General features: G+C 64.0%; 27 protein-coding genes. 9 read left to right on the top strand and 18 right to left on the bottom strand.

Going from position 1 to position 24,287, the window contains the following annotated elements:
* Position 1: 1 nt before the first annotated feature.
* The 9 genes from ACRECS_RS01745 to ACRECS_RS01785 form a co-directional block, all read right to left on the bottom strand.
* Complete coding sequence (locus tag ACRECS_RS01745) at positions 2 to 550, bottom strand: GNAT family N-acetyltransferase (RefSeq protein ID WP_431581228.1); 549 nt, start codon at positions 548 to 550, stop codon at positions 2 to 4.
* Positions 550 to 969, bottom strand: a complete 420-nt coding sequence (ribH, locus tag ACRECS_RS01750) for a 6,7-dimethyl-8-ribityllumazine synthase (protein ID WP_431581229.1) — start codon at positions 967 to 969, stop codon at positions 550 to 552. Before ribH ends, ACRECS_RS01745 begins: the two co-directional genes overlap by 1 nt.
* The gene (gene ribB / locus ACRECS_RS01755; RefSeq protein WP_431581230.1) at positions 969 to 2,270 is read right to left on the bottom strand and encodes a 3,4-dihydroxy-2-butanone-4-phosphate synthase; all 1,302 of its coding nucleotides are present in this window, start codon (positions 2,268 to 2,270) and stop codon (positions 969 to 971) included. Before ribB ends, ribH begins: the two co-directional genes overlap by 1 nt.
* A 72-nt stretch (positions 2,271 to 2,342) precedes the next feature.
* Positions 2,343 to 2,978 carry a riboflavin synthase gene (locus ACRECS_RS01760; RefSeq protein WP_431581231.1) on the bottom strand — a complete coding sequence of 212 codons (636 nt, stop codon included), beginning with the start codon at positions 2,976 to 2,978 and terminating at the stop codon, positions 2,343 to 2,345.
* Positions 2,979 to 3,974 (bottom strand): bifunctional diaminohydroxyphosphoribosylaminopyrimidine deaminase/5-amino-6-(5-phosphoribosylamino)uracil reductase RibD, encoded by a 996-nt coding sequence (ribD, locus tag ACRECS_RS01765; RefSeq protein ID WP_431581406.1) that lies wholly within the window; start codon positions 3,972 to 3,974, stop codon positions 2,979 to 2,981.
* Between the two features lie 2 nt (positions 3,975 to 3,976).
* Positions 3,977 to 4,324, bottom strand: a complete 348-nt coding sequence (locus tag ACRECS_RS01770) for a hypothetical protein (protein ID WP_431581232.1) — start codon at positions 4,322 to 4,324, stop codon at positions 3,977 to 3,979.
* Positions 4,325 to 4,429: 105 nt separating this feature from the next.
* On the bottom strand, positions 4,430 to 5,095 hold the full coding sequence (locus tag ACRECS_RS01775) for a TonB family protein (protein ID WP_431581233.1): 666 nt from the start codon (positions 5,093 to 5,095) through the stop codon (positions 4,430 to 4,432).
* A 654-nt stretch (positions 5,096 to 5,749) separates the two neighbouring features.
* Positions 5,750 to 7,075, bottom strand: coding sequence for a glutamate--tRNA ligase (locus tag ACRECS_RS01780; protein ID WP_431581234.1), 1,326 nt, complete (start codon positions 7,073 to 7,075; stop codon positions 5,750 to 5,752).
* 52 nt (positions 7,076 to 7,127) lie between these two features.
* Positions 7,128 to 7,652 carry a YcxB family protein gene (locus tag ACRECS_RS01785; protein ID WP_431581235.1) on the bottom strand — a complete coding sequence of 175 codons (525 nt, stop codon included), beginning with the start codon at positions 7,650 to 7,652 and terminating at the stop codon, positions 7,128 to 7,130.
* Between the two features lie 78 nt (positions 7,653 to 7,730).
* Between ACRECS_RS01785 and ACRECS_RS01790 the strand changes: the two genes are divergently transcribed.
* On the top strand, positions 7,731 to 8,666 hold the full coding sequence (locus ACRECS_RS01790) for a ribose-phosphate pyrophosphokinase (RefSeq protein ID WP_431581236.1): 936 nt from the start codon (positions 7,731 to 7,733) through the stop codon (positions 8,664 to 8,666).
* Between the two features lie 6 nt (positions 8,667 to 8,672).
* Here the strand turns inward: ACRECS_RS01790 and ACRECS_RS01795 are convergent, their stop codons facing one another.
* Positions 8,673 to 9,422 (bottom strand): sulfite exporter TauE/SafE family protein, encoded by a 750-nt coding sequence (locus ACRECS_RS01795; RefSeq protein ID WP_431581237.1) that lies wholly within the window; start codon positions 9,420 to 9,422, stop codon positions 8,673 to 8,675.
* Positions 9,419 to 9,940 carry a sterol desaturase family protein gene (locus ACRECS_RS01800; protein WP_431581238.1) on the bottom strand — a complete coding sequence of 174 codons (522 nt, stop codon included), beginning with the start codon at positions 9,938 to 9,940 and terminating at the stop codon, positions 9,419 to 9,421. The genes ACRECS_RS01795 and ACRECS_RS01800 overlap by 4 nt, the downstream gene beginning before the upstream one ends.
* 45 nt (positions 9,941 to 9,985) lie before the next feature.
* Here ACRECS_RS01800 and ACRECS_RS01805 point away from each other — a divergent pair, with 45 nt between their 5' ends.
* The 6 genes from ACRECS_RS01805 (at position 9,986) to ACRECS_RS01830 (ending at position 14,037) form a co-directional block, all read left to right on the top strand.
* Positions 9,986 to 10,300 carry a hypothetical protein gene (locus ACRECS_RS01805; protein ID WP_431581239.1) on the top strand — a complete coding sequence of 105 codons (315 nt, stop codon included), beginning with the start codon at positions 9,986 to 9,988 and terminating at the stop codon, positions 10,298 to 10,300.
* Positions 10,301 to 10,426: 126 nt separating this feature from the next.
* Positions 10,427 to 11,626: an ADP-forming succinate--CoA ligase subunit beta gene (gene sucC, locus ACRECS_RS01810; protein ID WP_431581240.1), complete on the top strand. Its 1,200-nt coding sequence runs from the start codon at positions 10,427 to 10,429 to the stop codon at positions 11,624 to 11,626.
* 45 nt (positions 11,627 to 11,671) lie between these two features.
* Positions 11,672 to 12,418 (top strand): electron transfer flavoprotein subunit beta/FixA family protein, encoded by a 747-nt coding sequence (locus ACRECS_RS01815; RefSeq protein WP_431581241.1) that lies wholly within the window; start codon positions 11,672 to 11,674, stop codon positions 12,416 to 12,418.
* Positions 12,415 to 13,344, top strand: coding sequence for an electron transfer flavoprotein subunit alpha/FixB family protein (locus ACRECS_RS01820; protein ID WP_431581242.1), 930 nt, complete (start codon positions 12,415 to 12,417; stop codon positions 13,342 to 13,344). The genes ACRECS_RS01815 and ACRECS_RS01820 overlap by 4 nt, the downstream gene beginning before the upstream one ends.
* A gap of 12 nt (positions 13,345 to 13,356) precedes the next feature.
* Positions 13,357 to 13,899: a phytanoyl-CoA dioxygenase family protein gene (locus ACRECS_RS01825; protein WP_431581407.1), complete on the top strand. Its 543-nt coding sequence runs from the start codon at positions 13,357 to 13,359 to the stop codon at positions 13,897 to 13,899.
* Entirely contained in the window at positions 13,900 to 14,037 is a 138-nt protein-coding gene (locus tag ACRECS_RS01830; RefSeq protein WP_431581243.1) for a hypothetical protein, read from the top strand.
* Between the two features lie 18 nt (positions 14,038 to 14,055).
* On the opposite strand, the gene ACRECS_RS01835 is transcribed toward ACRECS_RS01830, so the two are convergent.
* Both ACRECS_RS01835 and ACRECS_RS01840 read right to left on the bottom strand, forming a co-directional pair.
* Positions 14,056 to 14,580, bottom strand: coding sequence for a hypothetical protein (locus ACRECS_RS01835; protein WP_431581244.1), 525 nt, complete (start codon positions 14,578 to 14,580; stop codon positions 14,056 to 14,058).
* A 146-nt stretch (positions 14,581 to 14,726) separates the two neighbouring features.
* Complete coding sequence (locus ACRECS_RS01840) at positions 14,727 to 17,030, bottom strand: TonB-dependent receptor (protein ID WP_431581245.1); 2,304 nt, start codon at positions 17,028 to 17,030, stop codon at positions 14,727 to 14,729.
* A 162-nt stretch (positions 17,031 to 17,192) separates the two neighbouring features.
* On the opposite strand from ACRECS_RS01840, the gene ACRECS_RS01845 reads away from it, so the two are divergent.
* Together ACRECS_RS01845 and ACRECS_RS01850 are read left to right on the top strand one after the other, a co-directional pair.
* Positions 17,193 to 18,359 (top strand): acyl-CoA dehydrogenase family protein, encoded by a 1,167-nt coding sequence (locus ACRECS_RS01845; protein WP_431581246.1) that lies wholly within the window; start codon positions 17,193 to 17,195, stop codon positions 18,357 to 18,359.
* Between the two features lies 1 nt (position 18,360).
* On the top strand, positions 18,361 to 19,167 hold the full coding sequence (locus ACRECS_RS01850; protein WP_431581247.1) for an enoyl-CoA hydratase/isomerase family protein: 807 nt from the start codon (positions 18,361 to 18,363) through the stop codon (positions 19,165 to 19,167).
* A gap of 73 nt (positions 19,168 to 19,240) precedes the next feature.
* On the opposite strand, the gene ACRECS_RS01855 is transcribed toward ACRECS_RS01850, so the two are convergent.
* The 5 genes from ACRECS_RS01855 to ACRECS_RS01875 form a co-directional block, all read right to left on the bottom strand.
* Entirely contained in the window at positions 19,241 to 19,813 is a 573-nt protein-coding gene (locus ACRECS_RS01855; protein WP_431581248.1) for a demethoxyubiquinone hydroxylase family protein, read from the bottom strand.
* Positions 19,813 to 20,817 carry a histone deacetylase family protein gene (locus tag ACRECS_RS01860; RefSeq protein ID WP_431581249.1) on the bottom strand — a complete coding sequence of 335 codons (1,005 nt, stop codon included), beginning with the start codon at positions 20,815 to 20,817 and terminating at the stop codon, positions 19,813 to 19,815. The genes ACRECS_RS01855 and ACRECS_RS01860 overlap by 1 nt, the downstream gene beginning before the upstream one ends.
* Positions 20,817 to 22,025, bottom strand: coding sequence for a Na+/H+ antiporter NhaA (gene nhaA, locus ACRECS_RS01865; protein WP_431581250.1), 1,209 nt, complete (start codon positions 22,023 to 22,025; stop codon positions 20,817 to 20,819). The genes ACRECS_RS01860 and nhaA overlap by 1 nt, the downstream gene beginning before the upstream one ends.
* A gap of 34 nt (positions 22,026 to 22,059) precedes the next feature.
* Positions 22,060 to 22,617: a 2'-5' RNA ligase family protein gene (locus tag ACRECS_RS01870; protein WP_431581251.1), complete on the bottom strand. Its 558-nt coding sequence runs from the start codon at positions 22,615 to 22,617 to the stop codon at positions 22,060 to 22,062.
* A gap of 67 nt (positions 22,618 to 22,684) precedes the next feature.
* Positions 22,685 to 24,247 carry a lysine--tRNA ligase gene (locus tag ACRECS_RS01875; RefSeq protein WP_431581252.1) on the bottom strand — a complete coding sequence of 521 codons (1,563 nt, stop codon included), beginning with the start codon at positions 24,245 to 24,247 and terminating at the stop codon, positions 22,685 to 22,687.
* Positions 24,248 to 24,287: the final 40 nt, after the last annotated feature.

Genomic DNA, 24,287 nt, shown 5'->3' on the forward strand with positions numbered 1-24,287 from the left:
CTCAGTTCCTGCCGGCCGAACGGCGCGCACGCCAGGCTGAAGCGCTTTGGCCCCAATTGTCGACCGGGTCGGATTCGAACGGCGGCGGCAGCCTGGTCGGGCCGCGATTGGCCGCGCCGAGCCGGCGCGCGAGCGCGATCGAGGGTGCGTTGCCGGGATCGATCGAATGCATCACATCCTCCCAGTGGAGCACATCGATCGCGTAATCGATCGCCGCTGTCGCCGCCTCGAACGCGAAACCCTTGCCGGCGAATTCGGGGAGCACACCCCAGCCTACCTCGGTTCCGGGCCAGCCTTCCGGTCGCCACGGCCCGGCGCGGCCGACCCAGCGCCCACTGTCGCGCTCGACCTGTGAGAACATCGAAAAGCCGCGAATCGACCAGGCGCCCGCCATCGCACACAACCCGCGCCAGGCGACGCTGCGCGGTACCACACCGCCGAGAAAGCGCATCACGGTCTCGTCGGCATGAAAGCGCGCCCAGTCCTCGAAATCCTCCGCAGCGAGCGGCCGCAGAATCAGGCGTTCGGTGAACAGGACCGGCAGGCTCATCAGCCGAACCGGCCTTTCAGTTCGAACATGGCGATCGCCGCCTTGGCCGCCTCGCCGCCCTTGTCCTTCTCGGTGCGACGCGCACGGGTCAGCGCCTGCGCCTCATTCTCGACCGTCAGGATGCCGTTGCCGATCGCCACGCCGTCCATCGACAATGCCATCAGCCCGCGCGCGCTTTCGCCCGCGACGATTTCGAAATGATAGGTCTCGCCGCGAATCACCACGCCAAGCGCAACGAAGCCGTCATAGGCGCCGCTGTCGGCGGCCAGCGCGACCGCGCCGGGAATCTCCAGCGCGCCAGGGACGGTGATGGTCTCATGGTTGTGTCCGGCCGCCTCGATCGCGGCACGGGCACCCTCGATCAGCAAGTCGTTGAGATGGTCGTAGAAGCGCGCCTCGACGATCAGAAACTTGGCCATTATTCGCCTCCGGTCCCAGGAATTGCACGCTCGCCGACGATCGACAGGCCATAGCCGTCGAGCCCAACCAGCGTATGATGCGTATTGGTCAGAAGCACCATGTCCTGCACGCCCAGTTCAGCGAGAATCTGCGCGCCGACGCCGTAATCGCGCAGTTCCTCGATCTCGGGCGCGCCGGCGCCCTTGCCTTCGCCGCGCAGCTTGATGAAGCGCGACACGCTGTCCTTCATCGGGCGGTTGATCACCACGATCACGCCCGACCCGGCTTCCGCGATCATTTCCATCGAGCGCGACAACAGGCCGGACCGCTCCGACGTTTCCCCGAACATATCCACGAACCAGGACGCGGTATGCATCCGCACCAGCGTCGGCGCATCGGGGTCTATATGGCCCTTGACCAGTGCGATCGTCTCATCGCCGCTGGCCTTGTTGAAGAAAGTCATCGCGCGCCAGTCGCCGCCCCAGCGGCTCTCGAACACCATTTCCGCGCGCTTTTCGACCAGATGGTCATGCTTGCGGCGATAGGCGATCAGATCGCGGATCGTACCCATCTTCAGATTGTGTAGCCGGGCGAAGGCGACCAGGTCGTCCATCCGCGCCATGGTGCCGTCATCCTTCATGATCTCGCAGATCACGCCCGACGGGTTCAATCCGGCGAGCCGCGCGACATCGACCGCTGCCTCGGTATGGCCGGCGCGGACCAGTACCCCGCCGTCGCGCGCGACCAGCGGGAAGACATGGCCCGGGGTGACGATATCCTCCTTGCCCTTGGCCGCGTCGATCGCGACCGAAATGGTCCGCGCGCGGTCGGCGGCGGAGATGCCGGTGGTCACGCCGTCGCGCGCCTCGATCGAGGTGGTAAAGGCGGTTTCATGCCGCGTCCCGTTGGCGCGGCTCATCAGTTCGAGGCCGAGCGCATCGACTCGCGTCTTGGTCATCGACAGGCAGATCAGGCCGCGGCCATGCGTCGCCATGAAGTTGATCGCATCGGGCGTCGCCATTTGCGCCGGGATGATCAAATCGCCCTCATTCTCGCGGTCCTCGTCATCGACCAGGATGAACATGCGGCCATTGCGCGCCTCGTCGATGATCTCCTCGATCGAGACCAAAGCCGGCGTATCGTCATTGGAAAAAATGAAGGTTTCGAGCTTGCGCAGCGTGTCGGCGGTCGGATTCCAGTCGAGCTGGTCGAGATCCCGCAGCGTGTTGGCGTGGAGGCCTGCGGCACGGGCCAGGCCGGAGCGCGACATGCCGCCATCGGTGACCAGGCTGCGGAGTTTCTCGATCAATTGCGTACTCATGGCCCATCGCCTAAATCACATCAGGATGTGATCTTTAATATGGTCATCACATTGCGATATCAAGAACCAATATCAAGCTGCGCCGAGCCGCTCCTGCATCCGCGCCAGATAACGCGCCAGCACATCGATCTCGAGATTGACGGCGTGGCCGACGGCGAGGTCACCGAGCGCAGTCACCGCCCAGGTATGCGGGATAAGATTGAGATCGAACGCGGCGGTGCCATCGGCCCGATCGGCCACGGCGTTGACGGTCAGCGAGACCCCATCGAGCGTGATCGATCCTTTGGCCGCGATATAGGGGGCGATCTCTGCCGGTGCGATCACCGTCACGCGGTGCGAGCCGCCATCGGGCACGATCGCTTCGACCGTGCCGATGCCGTCGACATGGCCGGTGACGATATGCCCGCCCAGTTCGTCACCGAGCTTCAATGCGCGTTCTAGGTTGAGGCGCCGGCCTTCGCGCCACTGATCGCGCGCGGTGCGGCTGATCGTTTCGCCCGACACGTCGACTGCGAACCAGCCGGGGGCCCCGGGACCAGATTTATCCACGACGGTCAGGCAAACGCCGGAACAGGCGATCGACGCGCCCAGATCGACCGTCGCGGTGTCATAGCCGGTCGAGATGCGCACCTGTGTGTCGCCCCCGGTGTCGGTCTGTGTTTCCAGTCGCTCGATCGCGCCGATGTCGGTGATGATGCCGGTGAACATTCAGACGAGCTCCCTATCGCGCTGGCGACCGTGGCGCTCGTAGACCTGGAGCTGGTCGCTGCCAAGCATGCGGCTGTCGTGCAAGCGCCACTGGCCATGCGCCGCAGCAAGATCGGCCAGGCCGATGTCGGGCAAGGTCAGGCCGTCGCCGACGAGAATCGGTGCACGGTAAAGCAGCAGGCGATCGACCAAGTCGGCGGACAGGAATGCGGCCGCAGTTTGGACGCCGCCTTCGACCAGCAGATAGTCGATATCGACCAGAGTCGCAATGTCGCTAGGCGTTGCCACAGTCTCCCACCCGTCAGGTCTCGCCGATCGAGACAGCAGGATACGGCGCGGGCTACGCTCCTCAAATCCAGCCAGGCGCACATCGAGTACGGGCGCATCGGCCTGCCACGTCCCGCGCCCGACCAGGATCGCTTCATGCCGGGCGCGCTCGAGATGCGCATGGGCGCGCGCCTCGGGGCCGGTGATCCATTTGCTCGACCCATTGGCCATCGCCACCGCGCCGTCGAGCGACATCGCCAGTTTCAAGGTGACGGACGGACGGCCCAGCGCCCGCCGGGTGATGAAGCCGGCCATCGAACGCCGGGCGGCGACCTCGGCAACACCCATCGCGACTTCGACCCCGGCACCGCGTAGCTGCTCGGCGCCCAGCCCGTCGGTGCGCGAATCGGGATCGCGCAGGCCGATCACCACGCGCGCAACGCCCGCCGCGGTCAGCAAGTCGGCACAGGCGGGGCCGCGCGGCGAGGCATGAGCACAGGGTTCGAGCGTCACATAGCAGGACGCGCCGCGCGCCGCGTCTCCCGCTGCCGCCAGTGCCATGGCTTCGGCATGGGGCCGGCCACCCGGCTGGGTCCAGCCGCGCCCGATGACGCGTCTGTCCTTGACGATGAGGCAGCCGACATTGGGATTGGGCGCGGTCCGACCACGCCCCCGCTCGGCGAGCGCGAGCGCGGCCGCCATCCAGCGCGCATCGGCTCGCGACGCTATACTCAGATGCCGAGCTTTTTGAGCTTGCTGTCGAGCCGTTTGAACTCTTCCTGAGTCTGTTTGCGCTGCGCTTCTTCATCGGCACGGCGCTTGGCCTCGATCGGTCCGTCGATCTTCTGCTGCGCGCGGATTTCGGCATCGGTGCGCGATGCCGGCCATTGCTCGACATAGATGATGTTGGGTCGATAGACCCGCTCTTCATGGCTATCGATCGTGAAGGCGACGAGGATCGAACCGAACAGCGCAACCGACAGCAGCAGAAAACCCAGCTCATGCGGCCGGCGCTGCCTCAGGAATCCGCGCAAGTCGTCGACGGCGCGGAACATGTTGAAATGACGAAGGACGCTCATGGGCGTGAAGATAGGCGCGTGGGGACGGTGATGCCAGCCCCACGCGCCCATGGTCAGGATGATGCCCCAGGAAAGTTAATCAGCATCGCCCCGACCTGATCATGCTCAACCATCCTCGTTGAGCACAAAGCTGACGCTGAGAGTCTGCCACGATTCCTGCGGAACCCCATCGCGCGTGGCCGGCTTGAAGCGCCACTTGCTCAGTGCCTGGCGCTCGGTCACCTCGAAAAAGGCGTCGCTCGCCGCGCTGACCTTTATGACCTGCTTCACGCGGCCGTCGGCACCGATCAGGACCCGCACCGTAACGCGGCCTTCATTGCCCGCGCGCCGTTCGCCCGCCGGATAGGTCGGCTGGAACACATTGATATATTTGGGATCGCGGACCGCGCCGGTCAATGTCGGTATGTGGATCGGCTCGATAATCGTCCCCAGGCCGCCGGTGCCCGGTACAAAGGGCGGGGTGGTCTCCGTCGTACCATTGACGTAATTGAGACCCGTGGTGGGAACCACCTGGTCGGGAGTCACCAGCCGCTCAATCGGTGCTTGCTCGACCACCTTGGTTTCGGTCTTGGGTTTGATCTTGGGTTTGACCAGATCGACAGGCGGCGGCACAACAATCGGAATATTCCTAGTCCTGAGAACCGTGTCGATCGTCGTTGTGATTTCCGGCGTCGAGAAAATCAGCGCAGCGAGAATCGCGCCGTTCAATCCGATTGCGACAGTCAGCGAACCGGGCTTGATCCCGGTCTTGCCATAGCGATCCGCGTACATTGGCCGTCTCCATCATCTCCTTGAGTGGACCTTCCGGTCTGACGCCGGGTTGTTGATGGAATGATACAACGTTACTTCAATGGCTGTCAATGATATAACGTTACAGCGCAACAATGGCACGCCCCATCGCATGACAGAACTCTGTCTCAGCATTTGGACCAGGTAAGAGGCCGGTCATTCTGCACGACAGTCGATGGGAGAGCGGGTGATCGCGGCGTGGGCCAGTCAAACCTTTTTGTCCGTGCCCGCCCGGATTTATGCGCCACGCCCGATCGGGTGATGCCGACCGACGACCGCGAGCGTATCCCGGTCCCTGCAAACGTGGCCCCGGTCTTCGGTCCAACCGCCTTGCACAACGGCACTGCCGGCACATACGCGACGAGTGGGATATTCCGCGTCTGCAATATCGTTGCCGACTCAGCCCACTCAAAGGCGAACACGCCGGGTATCGAGGAGATCAGAGCGGCCACGATCATGCCATAGGAGCTGATGGCCAGCCCAAGCGAGCCAAGCCTGATTCCGGACCCGCCGTTGCGATTCATGTACATTGATAGCCTCCCCAAGCTCGCTCGCCGTGACGAAGTAGAGTTAGGATATACCATTACATGATAAGCATCAAGAAAATCGCTCCGCCGGGGCGACACGCCATGCTGCCTATGCCGTCAGCCGTTCCACCGCACGCTGGCGTCCGATCAATGGCAGCAACGCAGCCATATCGGGACCGTGATCGCGCCCGGTCAGCGCGCGGCGCAGCGGCAGGAACAGCGCCTTGCCGCCCCGGCCGCTCGATGCCTTGAGCGCAGCGGTCAACGCGTGCCAGGGGTCGGCGCTCCAGTCGAGATCTTCCGCAACTCGGGCCGCCTCGGCCAGGAACTCTTGATCGGCATCATCGACCACCGACTCGACCGGCCCCTCGATCACGCCCCACCAATCCGCCGCCTCGGCGATGACCGTCAGGTTGGGCCGCACCGCTTCCCATTCCGCACGGCCCATGCCGCCCGGCAGCCGGCCGGCGACCTGGTCGAAATCCAGACCATGGATGATGCGGGTGTTGACCGCCGCCAGTTCGGCGTCATCGAAGCGCGCCGGCGCGCGGCCGAAACGGGCGAAGTCGAAACTGGCGACCAGCGGCTCGGCCTCGGCGATCGGCTCGACCGGGTCGCTGGTGCCGAGCCGCGCGAGCAGCGCGCGGATCGCCTGCGGCTCGATGCCCTGGTCGCGAAACGCCGCAACGCCGAGCGAGCCGAGCCGCTTCGACAATTTGCCCTCGCTGCCAACCAGCAAGGCCTCATGCGCGAAGGACGGCGCCGTCGCACCCATCGCTGTGAACATCTGCAACTGCAATGCGGTGTTCGACACATGATCCTCACCGCGTACGACATGAGTGACGCTCATATCGACATCGTCGATCGCGGACGGAAGCATATAGAGCCAGGATCCGTCGGCGCGGCGGATCACCGGATCGCTCATTGTCGCCGGGTCGAAACGCTGATGGCCGCGGATCAGGTCATCCCATTCAATCGCCGCCGAATGATCGAGCTTGAAGCGCCAGTGCGGGCGCACCCCGTCCGCCTCCAGCGCAGCACGATCGTCGTCGCTCAGCGCCAGCGCGGCGCGGTCGTAGATCGGCGGCAGGCCACGACCGGCGGCGATCTTGCGCTTCAGGTCGAGTTCCTGCGCGGTTTCATAGGCGGGATAGATATGCCCGGCGGCGCGCAATGTCTCGAAACGCGCCTCGTACAGGGCAAAGCGCGCCGACTGCCGCTCCTCGCCATTGCGCGCCAGTCCGAGCCAGTCGAGATCGGCGCGGATCGCCGTGACGAACGCCTCCTCGCTGCGCTCGGCATCGGTATCGTCGATACGCAGCCAGAATTGCCCGCCGGTCTTCTTCGCCCATAGCCAGTTATGCAGCGCGGTGCGGATATTGCCGACGTGCAGAATGCCGGTCGGGCTGGGCGCGAAACGGGTGATGACGGTCATATGCGTCGCTTAAGGTCGATAGTCATGAGCCGCAACCGGCGATCGGTCCTGCTTACCGGCCCGCCCGCGCCGCCTGTATCGAGGACCGAAGGTCGATCAACTGTTCGGGGGAGAGCACCCGTTTCGGAATGAAATGATAAAGCTGGTCATTGAGAAAGAGGATGAAGGCCGCCGGCCCCTCGGCCCAGGCGTGATAATCGACCCAGGCAATCTTGCTTGTCCCAACATCGGACCTGGTATCGGTGCCAGTGCCATCCCAGCGGACGGTAAAGTCGTTCTCCAGCGTGCGCTGCTGGCGAAACAGCCGCGTCGCGCGGCGTGGCAGCAGCGCATAGCTTATCAGCATGAGCACCGTCATGAGGGCGAGGAAACCGGCCATCATGCCCAGGACGAACAGCAGCCGGTAACCGAGATCCGGTTCATCCCAGGTGATCAGCACGCCGCCGAACGCCACCAGCGCGGTGATGATCGACAGGCGGACGGAGAAACGGCGCTTGCGCAAGGCATGCATGTACCAGACGCGCGCCGCCCCGATATAATCGTCGACATCGGGCCGAAAGCTGGTCTCACCGGGCATCGTCGCACTCCTGCCTTTCGATTTCTCTAGCCCGCCTCTAAGAGACGCTCAATCGGCGAGCAAAAAGGGCGGCCCAAAATGAAGTTACTGACCGGCAATTCCAACCTGCCGCTGGCGCGCGATGTCGCAGCCTATCTCGAGATCGCACTGACCCAGGCGAGCGTGCGACGCTTTGCCGATGAGGAAGTGTTCGTCGAAATCCATGAAAATGTCCGCGGCGAGGACGTGTTCGTGCTGCAATCGACCGGCTATCCGGCGAACGACAATCTGATGGAGCTGCTGATCTGCATCGACGCGCTGAAACGCGCCTCGGCCAAGCGCATCACGGCCGTCGTGCCCTATTTCGGCTATGCCCGGCAGGACCGCAAACCCGGCCCGCGCACCCCGATCTCGGCCAAGCTGGTCGCTAATCTGATCACCGTGGCGGGCGCCGACCGCGTGCTCTCGGTCGATCTCCATGCCGGGCAGATCCAGGGCTTCTTCGATATCCCAACCGACAATCTCTATGGCGCGCCAGTCATGTCGGCCGATATCCTGACTCGCTTCGGCGACCGCAACCTGATGGTCGTCTCGCCCGACGTTGGCGGCGTGGTGCGCGCCCGCGCGCTGGCCAAGCGACTCAACAACGCACCGCTGGCGATCGTCGACAAGCGCCGCGAACGCGCCGGTGAATCCGAAGTGATGAACATCATCGGTGATGTCGAAGGGCGTTTCTGCATCCTGATCGACGATATCGTCGATTCGGCCGGCACCCTGTGCAACGCCGCCGCCGCGCTGAAGGAAGCCGGCGCCGAGGGTGTCGTCGCCTATGTCACGCACGGCGTGCTGTCGGGCGGCGCGGTGGCGCGAGTCGAGGGATCGGCGCTGGAGGAACTGGTGATCACCGATTCGATCGGCAGCCATGAGGTGATCAAGGACGCGAAGCGTATCCGCCATCTGACCATCGCGCCGCTGCTCGGTGAAGCGATCAAGCGGATCGCGGATGAGAGCTCGGTGTCGTCGCTGTTCGATTGAGCGAAATCAGGTCAGCGCATCCCAGATAAGCTTCACCCCGACCAGCATCATCAGCACGTAGATCGCGCTGTAGAAGCGGTCGGGCGCGACCCGGCGCACCAGCCACACGCCGGCCAGCGTCGAGGCGATCGCCATCGGCAGCAGCAACGCCGCCGCCACGAGATTGTCATGGCTGAACTGGCCAAGCGCCCAGTAAGCCGGCACTTTCGCCCAGTTGACCGCGGCGAAGAAGATCGCCGTCGTGCCGATCAGCACATCGCGGTCGAGCCGGCGCGGCAGCACCCAGACCTGGAATGGCGGCTGGCCGGCATGAGCGATCTGGCTGGTGAAGCCCGAGGCGACGCCGCACAGCGCCCCGATCCAGCCCGGCGAGCGCGACGAGGCGCGGAGCACGCCGCCGCGTTCGACCCACAGGCGATAGCCGCCGAACAGCAGCGAGATCGCACCGACCAGCCCGAGCACCGCATCGGCCGACACCTGCGCCGCGAACAGATAGCCAAGCCCGATGCCGATCGCCGCGCCCGGCAGAGTCCAGGCCAGCACATAACCATCCCAGCTTTTGCGGAACGCCCACAGGCTCACCACATCCTGCACGATCAGGATCGGCAACAGGATCGCCGCCGCGCGTACCGGCGAGATCGCCAGCGCCATGATCGGCAGCGACAGCGCGCCCATGCCGGCAAACCCGCCCTTGGACAGGCCAAGCAGGATCACCGCCGGCACGGCGAGTGCGAAGAACAGCGCGCCTTCGGTCAATCGACGGGCAGGGCGTCCGGCCGCCCGACGGGCGCGCGGACCCCGGCATGCTGGCGGCGCTTGAGTTCAGCCTTCAACACCTCCGGCCGGGGCGCCCAGAGAAAGCCGAAGCTGACCGTACCTGCCTTGGTCTCGACGACGTGATGCAGCCGGTGCGCCTGGATGATGCGCTTCATATAGGATGATCTGGGCAGATAGCGGGTCGCGATGCGGCGATGGACGATCACATCGTGAAAGCCGAAATAGATTGCGCCGTACCCGGCGATGCCCGCCCCGATCCAGGTGAAGCCGGGCCACCAGCCGAGCTGCACGCCGCCGAGCAGCAGCACGAATGACGGGATCGCGAAGATCACCGCGTAAAGATCGTTCAGTTCCCAATTGCCGGTACGCGGGCGGTGATGGCTTTCGTGCAGGAACCAGCCGAACCCGTGCATCACCCAGCGGTGCGCGACATAGGCGACCAGTTCCATCGCGAGAATCGTCGCGAAAAATAATGGCAGGCCGGTTGTCCAATGCATGGGGGGCGATATAGCGGCGGGGCTGAATGATTGCGAGGCCGCCGAATGCGCCGTTTATTGCCGCTCTCCACGCTGGTGCTGCCAGCGTTGCTCCTTTCGGCCTGTTCGACGCCGGAAACGCTTACCCGCGACGGCCTGATCAAAGCCGGGATTCCCAAGCCGATCGCCGGATGTATGGCGCGCCGGATGGTCGATCGCCTTTCGCTGCTGCAGCTGCGTCGCCTGTCGGCATTGGGCAAAGCGAAGCAATCGCGCGATATCGAGCAGTTCCTCCGCAGCATACGGTCGCTCAACGATCCGGAGATCGTCCGCGTGACCACCAGTTCGGCGGGGCTTTGTGCCGTCGGGCTGGCTGACTAGCCGCGCCCCGGGGGATCAGATGGTCTGGCGCGGTGCGCAAGCAGCGAGCAAGCGAAGGGGTGGATTCGCCTGACGCGCTGTGCTTAAGGCCCTGCGACATCGATTTTCTGAAGAGGCGCCCGCCCCATGAACATCCACGAATATCAGGCCAAGGAACTGCTCGCCAAGTTCGGCGTCCCCGTTCCCGCCGGCTTTGCCGCCCTCACCGTGGACGAGGCGGTCGCTGCCGCCGCCAAGCTGCCCGGGCCGCTCTATGTCGTAAAGGCACAAATCCATGCCGGCGGCCGCGGCAAGGGCAAGTTCAAGGAACTCGGCCCCGATGCCAAGGGCGGCGTCCGGCTGGCCAGGACTGCCGACGAAGTTCGCGCGGCAGCAACCGACATGCTCGGCAACACGCTGGTGACGATCCAGACCGGCGAGCATGGCAAGCAGGTCAACCGCCTGTACGTGACCGACGGCGTCGACATCGCCAAGGAATTCTACCTCGCGCTGCTGGTCAATCGCGCCTCGGGCCGCATCTCGATGGTCGTGTCGACCGAAGGCGGCATGGACATCGAAACCGTCGCGCACGACACGCCGGAAAAGATCCAGACTCTCGATATCGATCCCGCGACCGGCTTCATGCCGCATCATGGCCGCGCCGTCGCGAATGCACTCGGCCTGGAGGGCGACCTCGCCAAGCAAGCCGCATCGACCGCGTCGAAGCTGTACGACGCGTTCCTCGGCACCGATGCCGAACAGATCGAAATCAATCCGCTTGCCGTCACCGATGACGGGCAGCTGCTGGTACTCGACGCCAAGGTCGGCTTCGACGGCAACGCCATGTTCCGCCACCCCGATTTGATGGCGCTGCGCGACGAGAGCGAAGAGGATCCGGCCGAGCTCGAGGCGTCGAAGTACGACCTCGCTTACATCAAGCTCGACGGTGACATCGGCTGCATGGTCAACGGTGCCGGCCTCGCCATGGCGACGATGGACATCATCAAGCTCAACGGCATGTTCCCGGCCAATTTCCTCGACGTCGGCGGCGGCGCTTCGAAGGAGAAGGTGACGGCGGCGTTCAAGATCATCCTCGCCGATCCGGCGGTGAAGGGCATCCTGGTCAACATCTTCGGCGGCATCATGAAGTGCGACATCATCGCCGACGGCATCGTCGCGGCGGCGAAGGAAGTGAACCTTTCGGTGCCGCTGGTGGTTCGCCTCGAAGGCACCAATGTCGAAGAGGGCAAGCGCATCCTCTCGACCTCGGGCCTGGCGATCGTTCCCGCCAATGATCTCGGCGACGCGGCGCGCAAGATCGTCGCGGAAGTCAAAGCTGCTGCCTGAGCCGTTTCTCCCCAGGAACGCATTAGGTCACACGGAGAAGATGCAATGAAGGTGCTGGTGCCGGTCAAGCGGGTGCTTGATTACAATGTGAAACCCCGCGTGAAAGCGGACGGGACGGGCGTCGATCTGGCGAACGTCAAGATGAGCATGAACCCGTTCGACGAGATCGCGGTCGAAGAAGCCATCCGTCTGAAAGACAAGGGTGTCACCGAGATCGTCGTCGTCTCGATCGGCGAGCAAAAGGCGCAGGAAACACTGCGCACCGCGCTCGCCATGGGAGCCGACCGTGCGATCCTGATCGTGTCGGACGAGAAGGTCGAGCCGCTGGGCGTCGCGAAGCTGCTCGCCAAGATAGTGGAGGAGGAAAAGCCTGAGCTGGTGATCCTCGGCAAGCAAGCGATCGACGACGACAACAACCAGACCGGCCAGATGCTCGCCGGCCTGCTTGGCGTCGGCCAGGCGACTTTCGCATCGAAGGTCGAGCTGGCATCGGACAGCGTCACGGTGACGCGCGAAGTCGATGGCGGTTCGGAGACCGAGAAGCTCTCGCTCCCCGCGATCATCACCACCGACCTGCGCCTCAACGAGCCGCGTTATGCGTCGCTGCCCAACATCATGAAGGCCAAGTCCAAGCCGCTCGCGCAGAAGACCCCGGCCGATTACGGCGTCGACGTGTCCCCGCGCCTGACCACGCTGAAAGTGGTCGAGCCCGCCAAGCGCACCGCCGGCGTCAAGGTCGCCGATGTCGATGAATTGGTCGCTAAACTCAAGGCGATGGGAGTCGCGAAATGAAGACGCTCGTCTGGGTCGAACATGACGGCAAGGTCGTCAAGGACGCCACGCTCGCCGTGGTCACCGCCGCATCCAAGCTTGGCGAAGTGCATCTGCTCGTCGCAGGGCAAGGCGTGGACGGCGTCGCCGCCGAAGCCGCCAAGATCGCCGGCGTGGGCAAGGTCCATGTCGCCGACGACGCGGCCTATGCGCATGCGCTGGCCGAGAATGTCGCGCCGCTCGTCGTGTCGCTGATGGCGGATCATGATGCGTTCCTCGTGCCCGCCACGTCGAACGGCAAGAATATCGCGCCGCGCGTCGCCGCGTTGCTCGACGTGATGCAGATCAGCGACATCCTGTCGGTCGAGAGCGAGGATACCTTCACCCGCCCGATCTATGCCGGCAACGCGATCGCCACCGTCCAGTCGAAGGACGCGAAGAAAGTCATTTCGGTGCGCGGTACCGCGTTCGAAAAGGCCGCCACTTCGGGTGGATCAGGCACGATCGAGAAGGTCGCATCGACCGGTGAGAAGGGCCTGTCGACCTATGTCGGGTCGGAGATCGCCAAGTCGGAGCGTCCAGAGCTGACCAGCGCGAAGATCATCGTGTCGGGTGGCCGCGCGCTGCAGAACTCGGAGAATTTCCACTCGATCATCGAACCGCTTGCCGACAAGCTCGGCGCCGGCGTCGGCGCATCGCGCGCTGCGGTCGATGCGGGCTATGTCCCCAACGACTATCAGGTCGGCCAGACCGGCAAGATCGTCGCCCCCGAAGTCTATATCGCGATCGGCATTTCCGGCGCGATCCAGCATCTTGCGGGGATGAAGGATTCGAAGACGATCATCGCGATCAACAAGGACGAGGACGCACCGATCTTCCAGGTCGCGGACATCGGCCTGGTCGGCGATCTGTTCAAGATCGTGCCGGAGCTGACCGAAAAGCTCTGATCCGTGTCAGCAATGACGCTGGAACTTGATGGGGCGGTGCGATGTGATCGCGCCGCCCTTTCGATTCTGGGCGACCTCGATGCGCTGGCCGATCGCCAGCCGCGCGACCGTGCCGGAATCAGACTGCAGGGTGTCGATGCGCTTGTCCCCTTGCTGGCAGGCGATGGACCGCTCGGCGCGCTCGCGGCTCGAACGCTCGGCTCGGGATGCAGGCCGGTGCGTGCGATCCTGTTCGACAAGACCGAAGCGACCAACTGGGCATTGGGCTGGCACCAGGACCGTACGATCGTGGTGCGCGAGCGTCACGAGACACCGGGGTTCGGACCATGGACGGTCAAGGCCGGTATGACCCATGTCGCGCCGCCGGCCGACCTGCTCGCTGGCATGGTGACGATGCGCGTGCACCTCGACGATGTGCCTGACACCAATGCGCCGTTACTGATCGCGCCGGGTTCGCATCGGCTTGGCCGGATCGCCGAGTCGGAGATCGATGCGATCGTCGAACGATGCGGCACGATCGCCTGTCTCGCCAAGCGCGGCGATGTGTGGCTGTAAGTGACGCTGATTCTGCATGCATCGAACCTGGCCACCAGACCGGCGCGGCGCCGAGTACTGCAGATCGACTTCGCGGTGAGCGACCTGCCGGGCGACCTCGAATGGCTCGGACTCCAGGCCGGCGATGCCGCGCTGTAGCGCCAAATTCCGGTAAACTCAGTTGCCGAGATCAAGCGTCTCGAAGATGAACTCGCCGGTCGAGCAGGACACGCGGGCGATCGGCGCTGTACCCAATACGACAATGGCCTTCTTCTCCACCCCGGCGAAGACGATCGTTGCCGAACCCGATGCATCGACGCTGATCGTGAAGGGCATTGGCTGCAGCAATGCGGATTTGCCGATCTCGACCTCTGTTTTCTCGCCGTCGATGGTGAAAATGATCGATGCCGTCAGCGCCTGGGCATCGATACTGGGGAATCCAGCCAACTGCAGCTGGATCGAATTCTTACGATCGGCACTGCTCAATGCGACATTGCCTACGGCGCCCCAACGGGGAATTTCGATCATATTACGCGCCGTCAGCACACCGCTGACCCTGTTCACGTTACCGGATTGCGTCGTTTTCAACTCGGAGAACCGACCTCCTGTCGAGTCGCAGTCAAAGTGGAGCGTCGATGCCGCGACCGGTGCGACCGGCAATAAAAGCGCCAAGGAAAGACCCGTCGCAAGATATCGGTTCATGACCACCCCCAATGTCTCGAATGATAGCCAATGCGAGCGGGCAGACAAGCTACGCCATGACACTCAATGAGCGAGACGGAGCGCGTTCGACCGCCGCTTTTTGGCCGTCCTTCGTGCTGCTGCGGAAGGACGGCCATGAGCACCAATCAGAATTTTGCCGACAATTGCACGCCGTAGAGGCGTGGTTCGGCCGGGATGTAGGTAGGAATGCCGAACCCGCCGCCGGTATTGCCGGCATCAAGCAGATAATCCTTATTGAACAGGTTGCGGGCGAAGGCGGCGAGTTCGAACCGGTCGTCGCCTTCGCCGCCAAAACCCACGCCGGCCCGCACATTGACCAGAGTCACCGGCCCCTGAGCAATCAACGGATTGTTCGGAATCTCGAAGAAGATGCGGCTGCGATAGGTGATCGTCGGCGTGGCGAAGATGCGAAGGCCATGGCCGATCGGCGTGTCGATGGTGATGCCACCCGATGCCTGAACATCGGGCTGTAGCCGGAATTTGGCGCCGCGGAAATTGGGTGCGATCGACAGCTTATCGTCAATGCCGCCATCGATATAGGCGATATTGGCGAAGGCGCTCAGCCATTTTGTCGGGCGAAGATTGATTTCTGCCTCGACGCCCTTGTTGCTCGCCGTGCCGGCGCTTTGTGTCTGGGTCCTGCCGTCGGGCAGGACCACGCTGACCTGGAAATTGTCATAGGTCATGTAATAGGCGCCGATCGATCCCGACACGATGCCCGCCGATCCCTTCAGCCCGATCTCATAATTCCAGACATTCTCCGCCGCGACCGGCGTGAAGGCAGCGACCGGCCCGGTTGCCGTCGCTGCCGCCCCAAGCTGCACGGTCGCCGAGCGACGGCCCTTCGATACGGTGGCATAGGCATTCACCTTGTCCGACAGGCGGTACAGCGCGTTGAACCGCGGCAGGACAGCGGCAAAACTGTCTTCGGTGCGGAATGTCTGGCCACCGGTATCGACCTGGCCCGGAATCAGCGATGCGCCGCCGGTGATCACCGACCGCGGCACGCGGGCGAAGAAGCCCGACTGGCGCTTTTCGATCAACAGCCGCACGCCGGCGGTCAGCTCAAGCCGGGGTGTCGGGGTGAACGTGCCGTCGGCAAACACCGAATAGCTGTCGTTGATACCCGAATTCTGGAACACCGAACTGTACGGAATGACCGTCGCCGCGCCCTTGGTCAGGATCGCCGTCGCCGCCGAGGCAGCAACGGTGCCGTTCGGCGCAACACAGGCGAGGCCCGGGATCAGCCGCGCCGCACATTGCAGAAACGTCCCTTCCTCGGCCGAGAAGGGTATGTTCTGCAGGTTGTTTTCATGGAAGAAATTGAACCCGAACGACCCGTGAAACCGGTCGCTACTATAGGCAAAACGCGTTTCGTGGTTGAACTGGCTGCCCTTGGCGAGCTCGGCGAATTCGAGATACCAGGCGGCCGACCCGTCGGCATCGAAGATCTCGAGCGAATCGAACTTGCGATAGGCATTGACCATGGTCACCGACCAGTCATCGGCAAAATCATAGCTGAGCGTCAGATTGGCATCATAGACGTCGCGCTTCAGTCCGAGCTTCGCTGCGCCGAGCGCCTGCCGCGACAATGGCGACCCGCCGAGATAGGCATCGCCGAACGGGTTGCCCGGCCCCGATGAGGTGGGCAGCGCGCGCGAGACAAAGGCGGTCCCCGGATTGCGTTGCCGGTCATAGGTCAGGATCAGGTCGGCGGTGAAATCCTCGGTCGGCGTGACGCGTAGCGATCCGCGCACGCCAAGCTGGTTCTGGCCGTTGAGATCGTCCTGGTTGGGGGCAAGATTGTTGACATAGCCGTCGCGCTTCTTGAACGCGAAGGCGAGGCGGCCGGCAATCTTGTCCGACCCGAGATTGATGTTGCCGGCGAGCAGGCGCTGGTCGAAATTGCCGACCCCGCCGGTCAGCTCGCCCGAAAAGCCTTCCTTCGGGCGCGCCGAGATGATGCTGATCGCGCCGACCGCCGAGGCGGTACCGAACAGGGTCGCCTGCGGCCCCTTGATCACTTCAATCCGTTCGACATCGTAAATGTCCTGATACGACCCGCGCGAGCGCGAAATGTCGACGCCGTTATAATAAAGCGTGACGCGTGCCGCCTGCTGCGCCGATCCCGAATCCGACGTGATGCCGCGAATGACGATGCCGGGATTATTGGCGCTCTGCTCCTGGATGTTGAGCCCCGGGACGAAGAAGGCGAGTTCGTCGAGATCGGAAACACCGAGCTGCTTCATCCGATCGCCGGTCACCGCGGTCAGCGTGATCGGCACATCGATTTCCTTCTCGCTGCGCTTCTGCGCAGTCACGATGATGTCGTTCTCGTCGATCTCGGGAATTGTTTCCTGCACCTGCGCCATGGCGGGCAGCGCCGCCACCGAGGCAAGCAGAAAGATGAGTGTGGATGTGATGCGCATGAAAGGCCCCCGTTGACGTCCGAACGCCTTCGCGGGTGCAGCATTGTCGTGACGCGACCATTACCGTTCGGCGTCGGTTTGGATATTCATCCCCCGCCGGGTACGACGATCACACCGCCGTTCGGCGCGGATCACTCTCCCGGTCTGGGCAGGACGATAGCGATGCATTTCGAACTCGATGACGAACACCGGATGCTCAAGGATCTGGTGCGGCGTTTCGTCGATACCGAATTGCTGCCACACGAGGCGGGCGTGCTGGAGCGCGAGGCCGCCGGCCAGCCCAAGGACCTCGCGGCCGACGATCGCGCGCGCATCGACACAGTGTCGCGCGACATGGGATTATGGGGCCTGGATGCGCCGGCCGATATCGGCGGAATGGATTTGCCGCAGGTGGCGATGGTCGGGGTCAATGAGGAACTGGGCCGCACGATCGTCCCCTATATCCTGCCGCCGGATTCGCCCAATCTGCGCATGCTGCTGGCGACCGTCACCGAGCAGCAGCGCGACGTCTATCTCATGCCCTATGTGCGCGGCGAGACGATCTCGGCGATCGGCATTTCAGAACCCGGCGCCGGTTCCGATCCCTCGGGCATGACCACCCGCGCGGTGCGCGACGGCGATGACTGGGTGCTGAGCGGCCGCAAGATCTGGATCACGCGCGCCGATGAGGCCGATTTCACCATCGTCATGGCGGTGACCGAGAAGCGGGAGGGCGCACGCAACGGCATCTCCGCCTTTCTGGTCGATCGCGCTACGCCCGGTTTCAACGTGCTGCGCCGCATCGCCATGCTCGGCGGCGAAGCGACCTTTGAACTGGCGCTGGAGGATTGCCGCGTGCCCGGCTGGAAACTGCTCGGACAGGAAGGCGATGGGTTTGCGCCGATGCAGGTCCGGCTCGGTACGCGGCGGGTCGAAATGGCCGCTTGGTCGATCGGCATGGCACAGCGCGCGCTCGACATGCTGGTCGACTATGCCCCGCACCGCACCACCTTCGGCCAGCCGCTGTCGCAGCGCCAGGCGATCCAGTTCTGGGCGGCCGATGCCGCGACCCGCATCCACGCCGCGCGGCTGATGACTTATGATTGCGCCTGGAAGCTCGATCAGGGCCGCGATGTCCGGCAGGAAATCTCGATGATCAAGGCCTATGCCACCGAAATGGCCTATGAGGTGGTCGACCATGTCATGCAGGCGTTCGGGGCAATGGGCATGACGCGGGAATTGCCGCTGCACCTGATGGCGTCGAAGCTGCGCACGATGCGCATCTATGACGGACCAACCGAGGTCCACCAATGGGTCGTGGCCCGAAATTTGTTCGGAATGAAACGCTGAAATGACTGCAGAGAGAATGGGCACCCATGACGCCGTATCGGTTGACCGCGATGGCGACATCGCCATCGTCACCTTCCACCGGCCGCCGCACAATTTCGTCAGTATCGATCTGGTTCGCGCGCTGGCCGACGCGTTCGAGGCGATCGACGCCGATCCCGGCTGCCGTGCCAGCGTGCTGCGGTCCGAGGGCCGCGTGTTCTGCGCCGGCGCCGACCTGACGCCTGGCACGGGCAGCGTCGAGGGCGGGGTCGATGGCGTGCGCGAGGACTTCACCCACGCGCTCTACGCCCAGGCCGCGCGCCTGTTCGGCGTGCGCAAGCCGATCGTCGCGGCGGTACAGGGCGCGGCGGTCGGCGCAGGACTCGGCCTCGCCCTGGTCGCCGATTTCCGCGTTGCCGCACCGGAAGCGCGCTTTGTGGCCAATTTCGTCAAGCTCGGCTTTCATCCAGGCTTCGGTATCACGCATAGCCTCCCCCGGCTGATCGGCGATCAGCACGCGGCGCTGATGCTGTTGACCGGGCGGCGCATTGCGGGCGAAACCGCGCGCGATTGGGGCCTGGTCGACCAGCTGGTCGAGCTCGACGGCCTGGACGAGGCGGCCCGTGCCCTGGCGCACGAGATCGCCGAAAACGCACCGCTCGCCGTGCAATCGGCGCGCACGACGCTGCGCGCCGGGCTGGTTGAAGCGATCCGCGCTGCGGCCGCGATCGAAGCGATGCGCCAGGCCGAACTGCGCGATACCGAGGATTTCGAGGAGGGCGTCCGCTCAGTCGCGGAACGGCGGCCGGGCCGCTTCACCGGGCGTTAGGGTCGGTCGGGGTATTTGATGGATCGAGAGAAGAATATCCTGCTTTTGATACCTGCCTGTTATCCTCACCTAGCTATCGATCATCGTGAGTAATCCGCGCCCGCATGCGTGAGGAAACACCATAGGTGGATAGCCACACCAGTGCCTCCGTAGCGGCCGCGACGATCGCGTCGAGCATCCGCAGGAAGATGCCGGACGCCACACGGCGGGCGGTGACGGCGCCATCCAGATGGGCGATCTCTTCATCGCGTATGGCCGCGATGGTTTGCGACAATATGGGATCGCGGGTCGCCAGCCAGGCAACCTGTTCGTCCATATGCCGGTGCACCGTGCGCTCCACCGCCTCGGTGCAGACAAGGATTGCGTCATGGCCGAAGAGCGACGTGATCGCCCCAAGGAACATGCCGCCGATTCCCCATAAAGGCAGCATGTCGCACGGCTTGGCGCCGCGCTCGGCAAGATTGGCCGCGAATGTCGCACAATGCCGCCGCTCATCACCAAGCGCATGCTCGAGCAGCGACACGAGATCGGGCGCGACCCGGCGTGCGATGGCGATCTGCGCGCCATAGATGCGGATCGCCCCATATTCGCCGGCATGATCGACGCGCAGGATGTCGATCAATGTCTGGTCGGGCGCGCCACGCATCAGAAGCCGGCGAGCAGGCTGGCCACATTCGCCCCAAGCGCGTCGACGGCATAGCCGCCTTCCATCGCGATCACCGTCGGCCAGCCGCGTGCGGCAATGTCGCGTGCAAGCGTCGCATAGTCGGCCGTGGCAAGCTTGAAGTCGGAAATCGGGTCGCCGTCCCAGGTATCGGCGCCGAAGCTCAGAATCAGCAGGTCCGGACCGAACCGGGCGATCGCGTCCAGCGCCGTCGCCTGGGCTGTGCGAAACGTAGCGAGTGTCGCACCCTGTGGCAGCGGCAGGTTGAGCGTGGCGCCCTGTCCGCCGCCCTCGCCGACCTCATCGGCATGGCCCCAGAAAAAGGGATAATCGGTCGCCGGATCGGCGTGAATCGAGGCATAGAAGACATCGCCGCGATCCCAGAAGATGTCCTGCGTGCCGTTGCCGTGGTGATAGTCGATGTCGAGGATCGCCACCCGCTTTGCCCCCGCATCGCGCGCCGCCTGGGCAGCGATCGCGGCGGTGTTGAGATAGCAATAGCCGCCGAGATAATCCCTTCCGGCATGATGGCCGGGCGGGCGGCACAATGCGAACGCGACAACGTCGCCGCCCAGCACGGCATGCGTCGCCGAAAGGATGCTCTGCGTACTCCAATAGGCGGCATCCCAGGTGTCGGCAGTCAGCGGGGTGGAGGCGTCGAGGCTGTACTGCCCGGCCAGTGCGTCGATCCGATCGAGTTTCAGCGGCCGGCGGCCGACGATCGGCCAGATATAGCCCATCACGTCGCCTGGCCGTCCTGCGTCGGCCCAGCGCGCCGGCGCGGTCTTCAGGAAGTTCACATAGCCGGCATCATGGATGGCGAGGATCGGCGCCTCGCCATGATCGGCCGGCGTTTCGAGCCCGGGCAGCACCGTGCGGATCGCTTCGGCGCGGACTGGCGCCTCCGAATAGGCGATGAAGCCGCCATTATGCAGCTCCTGCAACGGTGCATGGGCCAGCTGCCGGGGATCGAAGAATGTCCGCATCATCCCTCCATTGCTGCTTTTGAGGGCATTGGCGCAAAGCGCAGCACGAGGAAACCGGCGACCGCCGACAGGATCGATCCAGCGAGCACGCCAATCTTGACCTTGTCGATCAGCACCGCTTCACCCGGGAAGGCCAGGCCGCCGATGAACAGGCTCATGGTAAAGCCGATCCCGGCGAGCAAGGCCACGCCGTAGAGCTGCATCCAGCTTGTTCCCTTGGGGCGCTCCGCGATCTTCAGTTTCTCCGCCAGCGCGATGGCGCCGAGAATGCCGGCCTGCTTGCCGAGGAACAGCCCTGCCGTGATGCCGATGACCAGCGGCTCCACCAGCACGGAAAGCGACATGCCGCCCAGCGCGACACCGGCATTGGCGAAGCCGAACAGCGGCACGATGGCGAACGCGACCCAGGGGCTGAGCGCATGTTCGAGCCGGTGCAGCGGCGAATGCGCATCGTCGGGCGCGCCGGGGCTTGGTGTGATTGGGATGAAGACTGCGGCGAGCACGCCGGCAACGGTCGCATGCACGCCCGACAACAACACCAGCCACCAAAGCAAGACGGCGGCAAGGAGATAGGGCGCGAGCGACCGCACGCCGTGCCGGCTCATCGCCGCCATGATCGCGAGCACGCCGGCCGCCGCGGCGAGCGCACCGAGATCGAGGCCATGGCTATAGGCGACCGCGATGATCGCCACCGCGCCCATATCGTCGACGATCGCCACGGTGGTCAGGAACAGCTTCAGCGCGGGCGGCACGCGCGAGCCGAGCAGCGCCATCACGCCGATCGCAAAGGCGATATCGGTCGCCGCCGGGATTGCCCAGCCGGGACGCAGCGCGGCATCGCCCATGGTGATGACGAGGTATATCAGCGCCGGCACGATCATCCCGGCCGCCGCCGCGACGATCGGCAGACGTCGCCGCGCCGGGCTGGCGAGCTGTCCATCGATCAACTCGCGCTTGATCTCCAGCCCGACGAGCAGGAAGAACAGCGCCATCAGCGCGTCGTTGATCCACAGATGCACCGTCATCGGCCCCAGCGCAGGCGCAAGCGCAGGGCCGGTTTCGAGATGCAGGAAATGGAAATAGGCGGTAGCGAACGGCGAATTGGCCGCGATCATCGCCAGCAGCGCGGCGGCGATCAGCACGATGCCGCCCGCCGCCTCGTCCTTCAAAAAATCATGCAACGCCGAACGTCGCGCCTTGATCGCCATTGAGTCACCTTATCGGCTGGGACGGGCGAGGCAATCAGAACAGCTCGAGCTGTCCCCGATGAACGCCGTCCAGCGGCCAGCGACCAAGCACTTCGTGCCGCGTATGGCCGATATGGCTGTGGATCAGGACGAATTCCCGGGCGATCCAGCCAAATGGACCAGCGGGGCGACTGGCGGGCATGCCAGTATCATAAGCCAGTGTCATATGCGGCGAGAAGGTGCGGTCCATTGGCACAAGACCTGCCTGGGCGCGGCGTGAAGCGATGTCGCGGTACAAGGTTTCGAGCAGGGGGTTTTTGCGTCGCGGACGCAACGCAACGCTTTTCGCACCGCCCGACGCCTGATCCAGCACGATCTCGAACGGAGCGGCGCTGATCGCCGCGCCGATCTCGAGCAGCCTGGTCACGACCGAGCCGGGCCATGTCGGAAAATCCCGCAAGATATCGAGCGTGATGTGCAGGCGATCGGCCTGCATCATCGTGCCGTCCCTCGCGACGGGTATCATCGCTTGCACGATCTGCCGCGCCAAAATGATCGGCGGCAAGAGCGCAAAGAAGAAGCGATACTCGGCAGCAATCGGCCTGCGGGGCATTGGACATGTCCTGAATCGACTCAGGAGTGTTCTTTATATGTTCCGATACACCGAGTCGACTCCAAGACTATTTCGCAAGTGCCTCAGCGATCAGCTTTCGCGTGTTGGGAATGCCGTAAAGCGCAATGAAGCTGCCCATGCGCGGGCCCTGTTCCGCACCGAGCAGGGTCTCGTATAGCGCCTTGAACCAGTCGCGCAGAGTATCGAACCCACCGGTCTTGCCGATCTCATAGACGATATTCTGGATTTCCTCGGCGCTTGCCCCCTCGGGCAGGGCGGCAAGGTCCGCATCCAGTCGTTCGAGCGCGGCCGTCTCGACCCCTTCAGGCTTGCGGCGCTTCAGGGTCGGCGTGACGAAATCGCGGCCATAAGCCAGCGCGCGGTCGATCAGCCGATCGAGCTCGGGATAACGCGCAGCGTCCGCATCCTTCACATAATTGCCGAGATAACCCCAGACCTGCTCCTTGGTCGCATCGCCCATCACGCTGACCAGGTTGAGCAACAGGCCGAAGGTCACCGGCAATTCGCCCGCCGGCAGCTTGCCGTCATGGATGTGATGCACCGGATTGCCGAGCCGTTCCTTCAGTTCCTGACCGGCATAATTGCCGCGGAACTGCCAGTAATCATCGACCGCGCGCGGGATCACGCCCATGTGCAGCGTCTTGGCCTTTTTCGGCTCGCGATAGATGTAGAAGGCGAGGCTCTCCTCCGGGCCATAGGTCAGCCAGTCGTCGATGCTGAGCCCATTGCCCTTCGACTTGGAGATCTTCTCGCCCTTTTCGTCGAGGAACATCTCGTAATTGAAGCCCTCGGGCGGGCGACCGCCGAGCACGCGGGTGATCTTCGACGATTGCACCACTGAATCGATCAGGTCCTTGCCCGCCATCTCGTAATCGACGCCGAGCGCGACCCAGCGCATCGCCCAGTCGACCTTCCATTGCAGCTTGGCCTTGCCGCCCAGGATCGACTGCTCGATCCGTTCGCCTTCATCGATGAACGCGATGATGCCGGCATCGGCATCGATCACTTCGACCGGCACCTGCAGGACGATCCCGCTCTTCGGGCTGATCGGCAGCACTGGCGAATAGGTCGCCTGGCGGTCCGCACGCAAGGTCGGCAGCATCACATCGAGGATCGCCTGATACTGGCGTAGCACCGACTTCAGCGCCTCGTCGAAGCGGCCATTGGTATAATAATCGGTCGACGAGGCGAATTCATAGTCGAAGCCATAACGATCGAGGAAATCGCGCAGCATCGCATTGTTATGCGCGGCAAAACTGTCATGCGTGCCGAACGGGTCGGGGATGCGGGTCAGGGGCTTGCCGAGATATTCGGCCAGCATCTCCTTGTTCGGGACATTGTCCGGCACCTTGCGCAGCCCGTCCATGTCGTCGGAAAAGGCGATCAGCTTGGTCGGCGTGTCGGACAGCGCATGGAAGGCGTTGCGCACCATGGTGGTGCGCAGCACTTCGTTGAAGGTGCCGATATGCGGCAGGCCCGACGGGCCATAGCCGGTTTCGAACAGCACCGGGCCGTTCGCCTTGCCGTTAGGATAGCGTTTGAGCAGCTTGCGCGCCTCTTCATAAGGCCAGGCCTTGGATTCCATGGCGGCGGTGCGCAATTCACTCACTTGCTGTTGCCCTTTCGTTCCGGTCGCGCCACTGTCCTGC

This window comes from Sphingomonas sp. (assembly GCF_050725575.1).
GTDB lineage: Bacteria > Pseudomonadota > Alphaproteobacteria > Sphingomonadales > Sphingomonadaceae > Sphingomonas.

Excerpts from the sequence above, each read along its gene's own strand:
- ACRECS_RS01745 (WP_431581228.1), bottom strand. The coding sequence starts at position 550 with ATGAGCCTGCCGGTCCTGTTCACCGAACGCCTGATTCTGCGGCCGCTC.
- ribH (WP_431581229.1), bottom strand. The coding sequence starts at position 969 with ATGGCCAAGTTTCTGATCGTCGAGGCGCGCTTCTACGACCATCTCAAC.
- ribB (WP_431581230.1), bottom strand. The coding sequence starts at position 2,270 with ATGAGTACGCAATTGATCGAGAAACTCCGCAGCCTGGTCACCGATGGC.
- ACRECS_RS01760 (WP_431581231.1), bottom strand. The coding sequence starts at position 2,978 with ATGTTCACCGGCATCATCACCGACATCGGCGCGATCGAGCGACTGGAA.
- ACRECS_RS01770 (WP_431581232.1), bottom strand. The coding sequence starts at position 4,324 with ATGAGCGTCCTTCGTCATTTCAACATGTTCCGCGCCGTCGACGACTTG.
- ACRECS_RS01775 (WP_431581233.1), bottom strand. The coding sequence starts at position 5,095 with ATGTACGCGGATCGCTATGGCAAGACCGGGATCAAGCCCGGTTCGCTG.
- ACRECS_RS01780 (WP_431581234.1), bottom strand. The coding sequence starts at position 7,075 with ATGACCGTCATCACCCGTTTCGCGCCCAGCCCGACCGGCATTCTGCAC.
- ACRECS_RS01785 (WP_431581235.1), bottom strand. The coding sequence starts at position 7,652 with ATGCCCGGTGAGACCAGCTTTCGGCCCGATGTCGACGATTATATCGGG.
- ACRECS_RS01790 (WP_431581236.1), top strand. The coding sequence starts at position 7,731 with ATGAAGTTACTGACCGGCAATTCCAACCTGCCGCTGGCGCGCGATGTC.
- ACRECS_RS01800 (WP_431581238.1), bottom strand. The coding sequence starts at position 9,940 with ATGCATTGGACAACCGGCCTGCCATTATTTTTCGCGACGATTCTCGCG.
- ACRECS_RS01805 (WP_431581239.1), top strand. The coding sequence starts at position 9,986 with ATGCGCCGTTTATTGCCGCTCTCCACGCTGGTGCTGCCAGCGTTGCTC.
- sucC (WP_431581240.1), top strand. The coding sequence starts at position 10,427 with ATGAACATCCACGAATATCAGGCCAAGGAACTGCTCGCCAAGTTCGGC.
- ACRECS_RS01815 (WP_431581241.1), top strand. The coding sequence starts at position 11,672 with ATGAAGGTGCTGGTGCCGGTCAAGCGGGTGCTTGATTACAATGTGAAA.
- ACRECS_RS01820 (WP_431581242.1), top strand. The coding sequence starts at position 12,415 with ATGAAGACGCTCGTCTGGGTCGAACATGACGGCAAGGTCGTCAAGGAC.
- ACRECS_RS01825 (WP_431581407.1), top strand. The coding sequence starts at position 13,357 with ATGACGCTGGAACTTGATGGGGCGGTGCGATGTGATCGCGCCGCCCTT.
- ACRECS_RS01835 (WP_431581244.1), bottom strand. The coding sequence starts at position 14,580 with ATGAACCGATATCTTGCGACGGGTCTTTCCTTGGCGCTTTTATTGCCG.
- ACRECS_RS01840 (WP_431581245.1), bottom strand. The coding sequence starts at position 17,030 with ATGCGCATCACATCCACACTCATCTTTCTGCTTGCCTCGGTGGCGGCG.
- ACRECS_RS01845 (WP_431581246.1), top strand. The coding sequence starts at position 17,193 with ATGCATTTCGAACTCGATGACGAACACCGGATGCTCAAGGATCTGGTG.
- ACRECS_RS01850 (WP_431581247.1), top strand. The coding sequence starts at position 18,361 with ATGACTGCAGAGAGAATGGGCACCCATGACGCCGTATCGGTTGACCGC.
- ACRECS_RS01855 (WP_431581248.1), bottom strand. The coding sequence starts at position 19,813 with ATGCGTGGCGCGCCCGACCAGACATTGATCGACATCCTGCGCGTCGAT.
- ACRECS_RS01860 (WP_431581249.1), bottom strand. The coding sequence starts at position 20,817 with ATGCGGACATTCTTCGATCCCCGGCAGCTGGCCCATGCACCGTTGCAG.
- nhaA (WP_431581250.1), bottom strand. The coding sequence starts at position 22,025 with ATGGCGATCAAGGCGCGACGTTCGGCGTTGCATGATTTTTTGAAGGAC.
- ACRECS_RS01870 (WP_431581251.1), bottom strand. The coding sequence starts at position 22,617 with ATGCCCCGCAGGCCGATTGCTGCCGAGTATCGCTTCTTCTTTGCGCTC.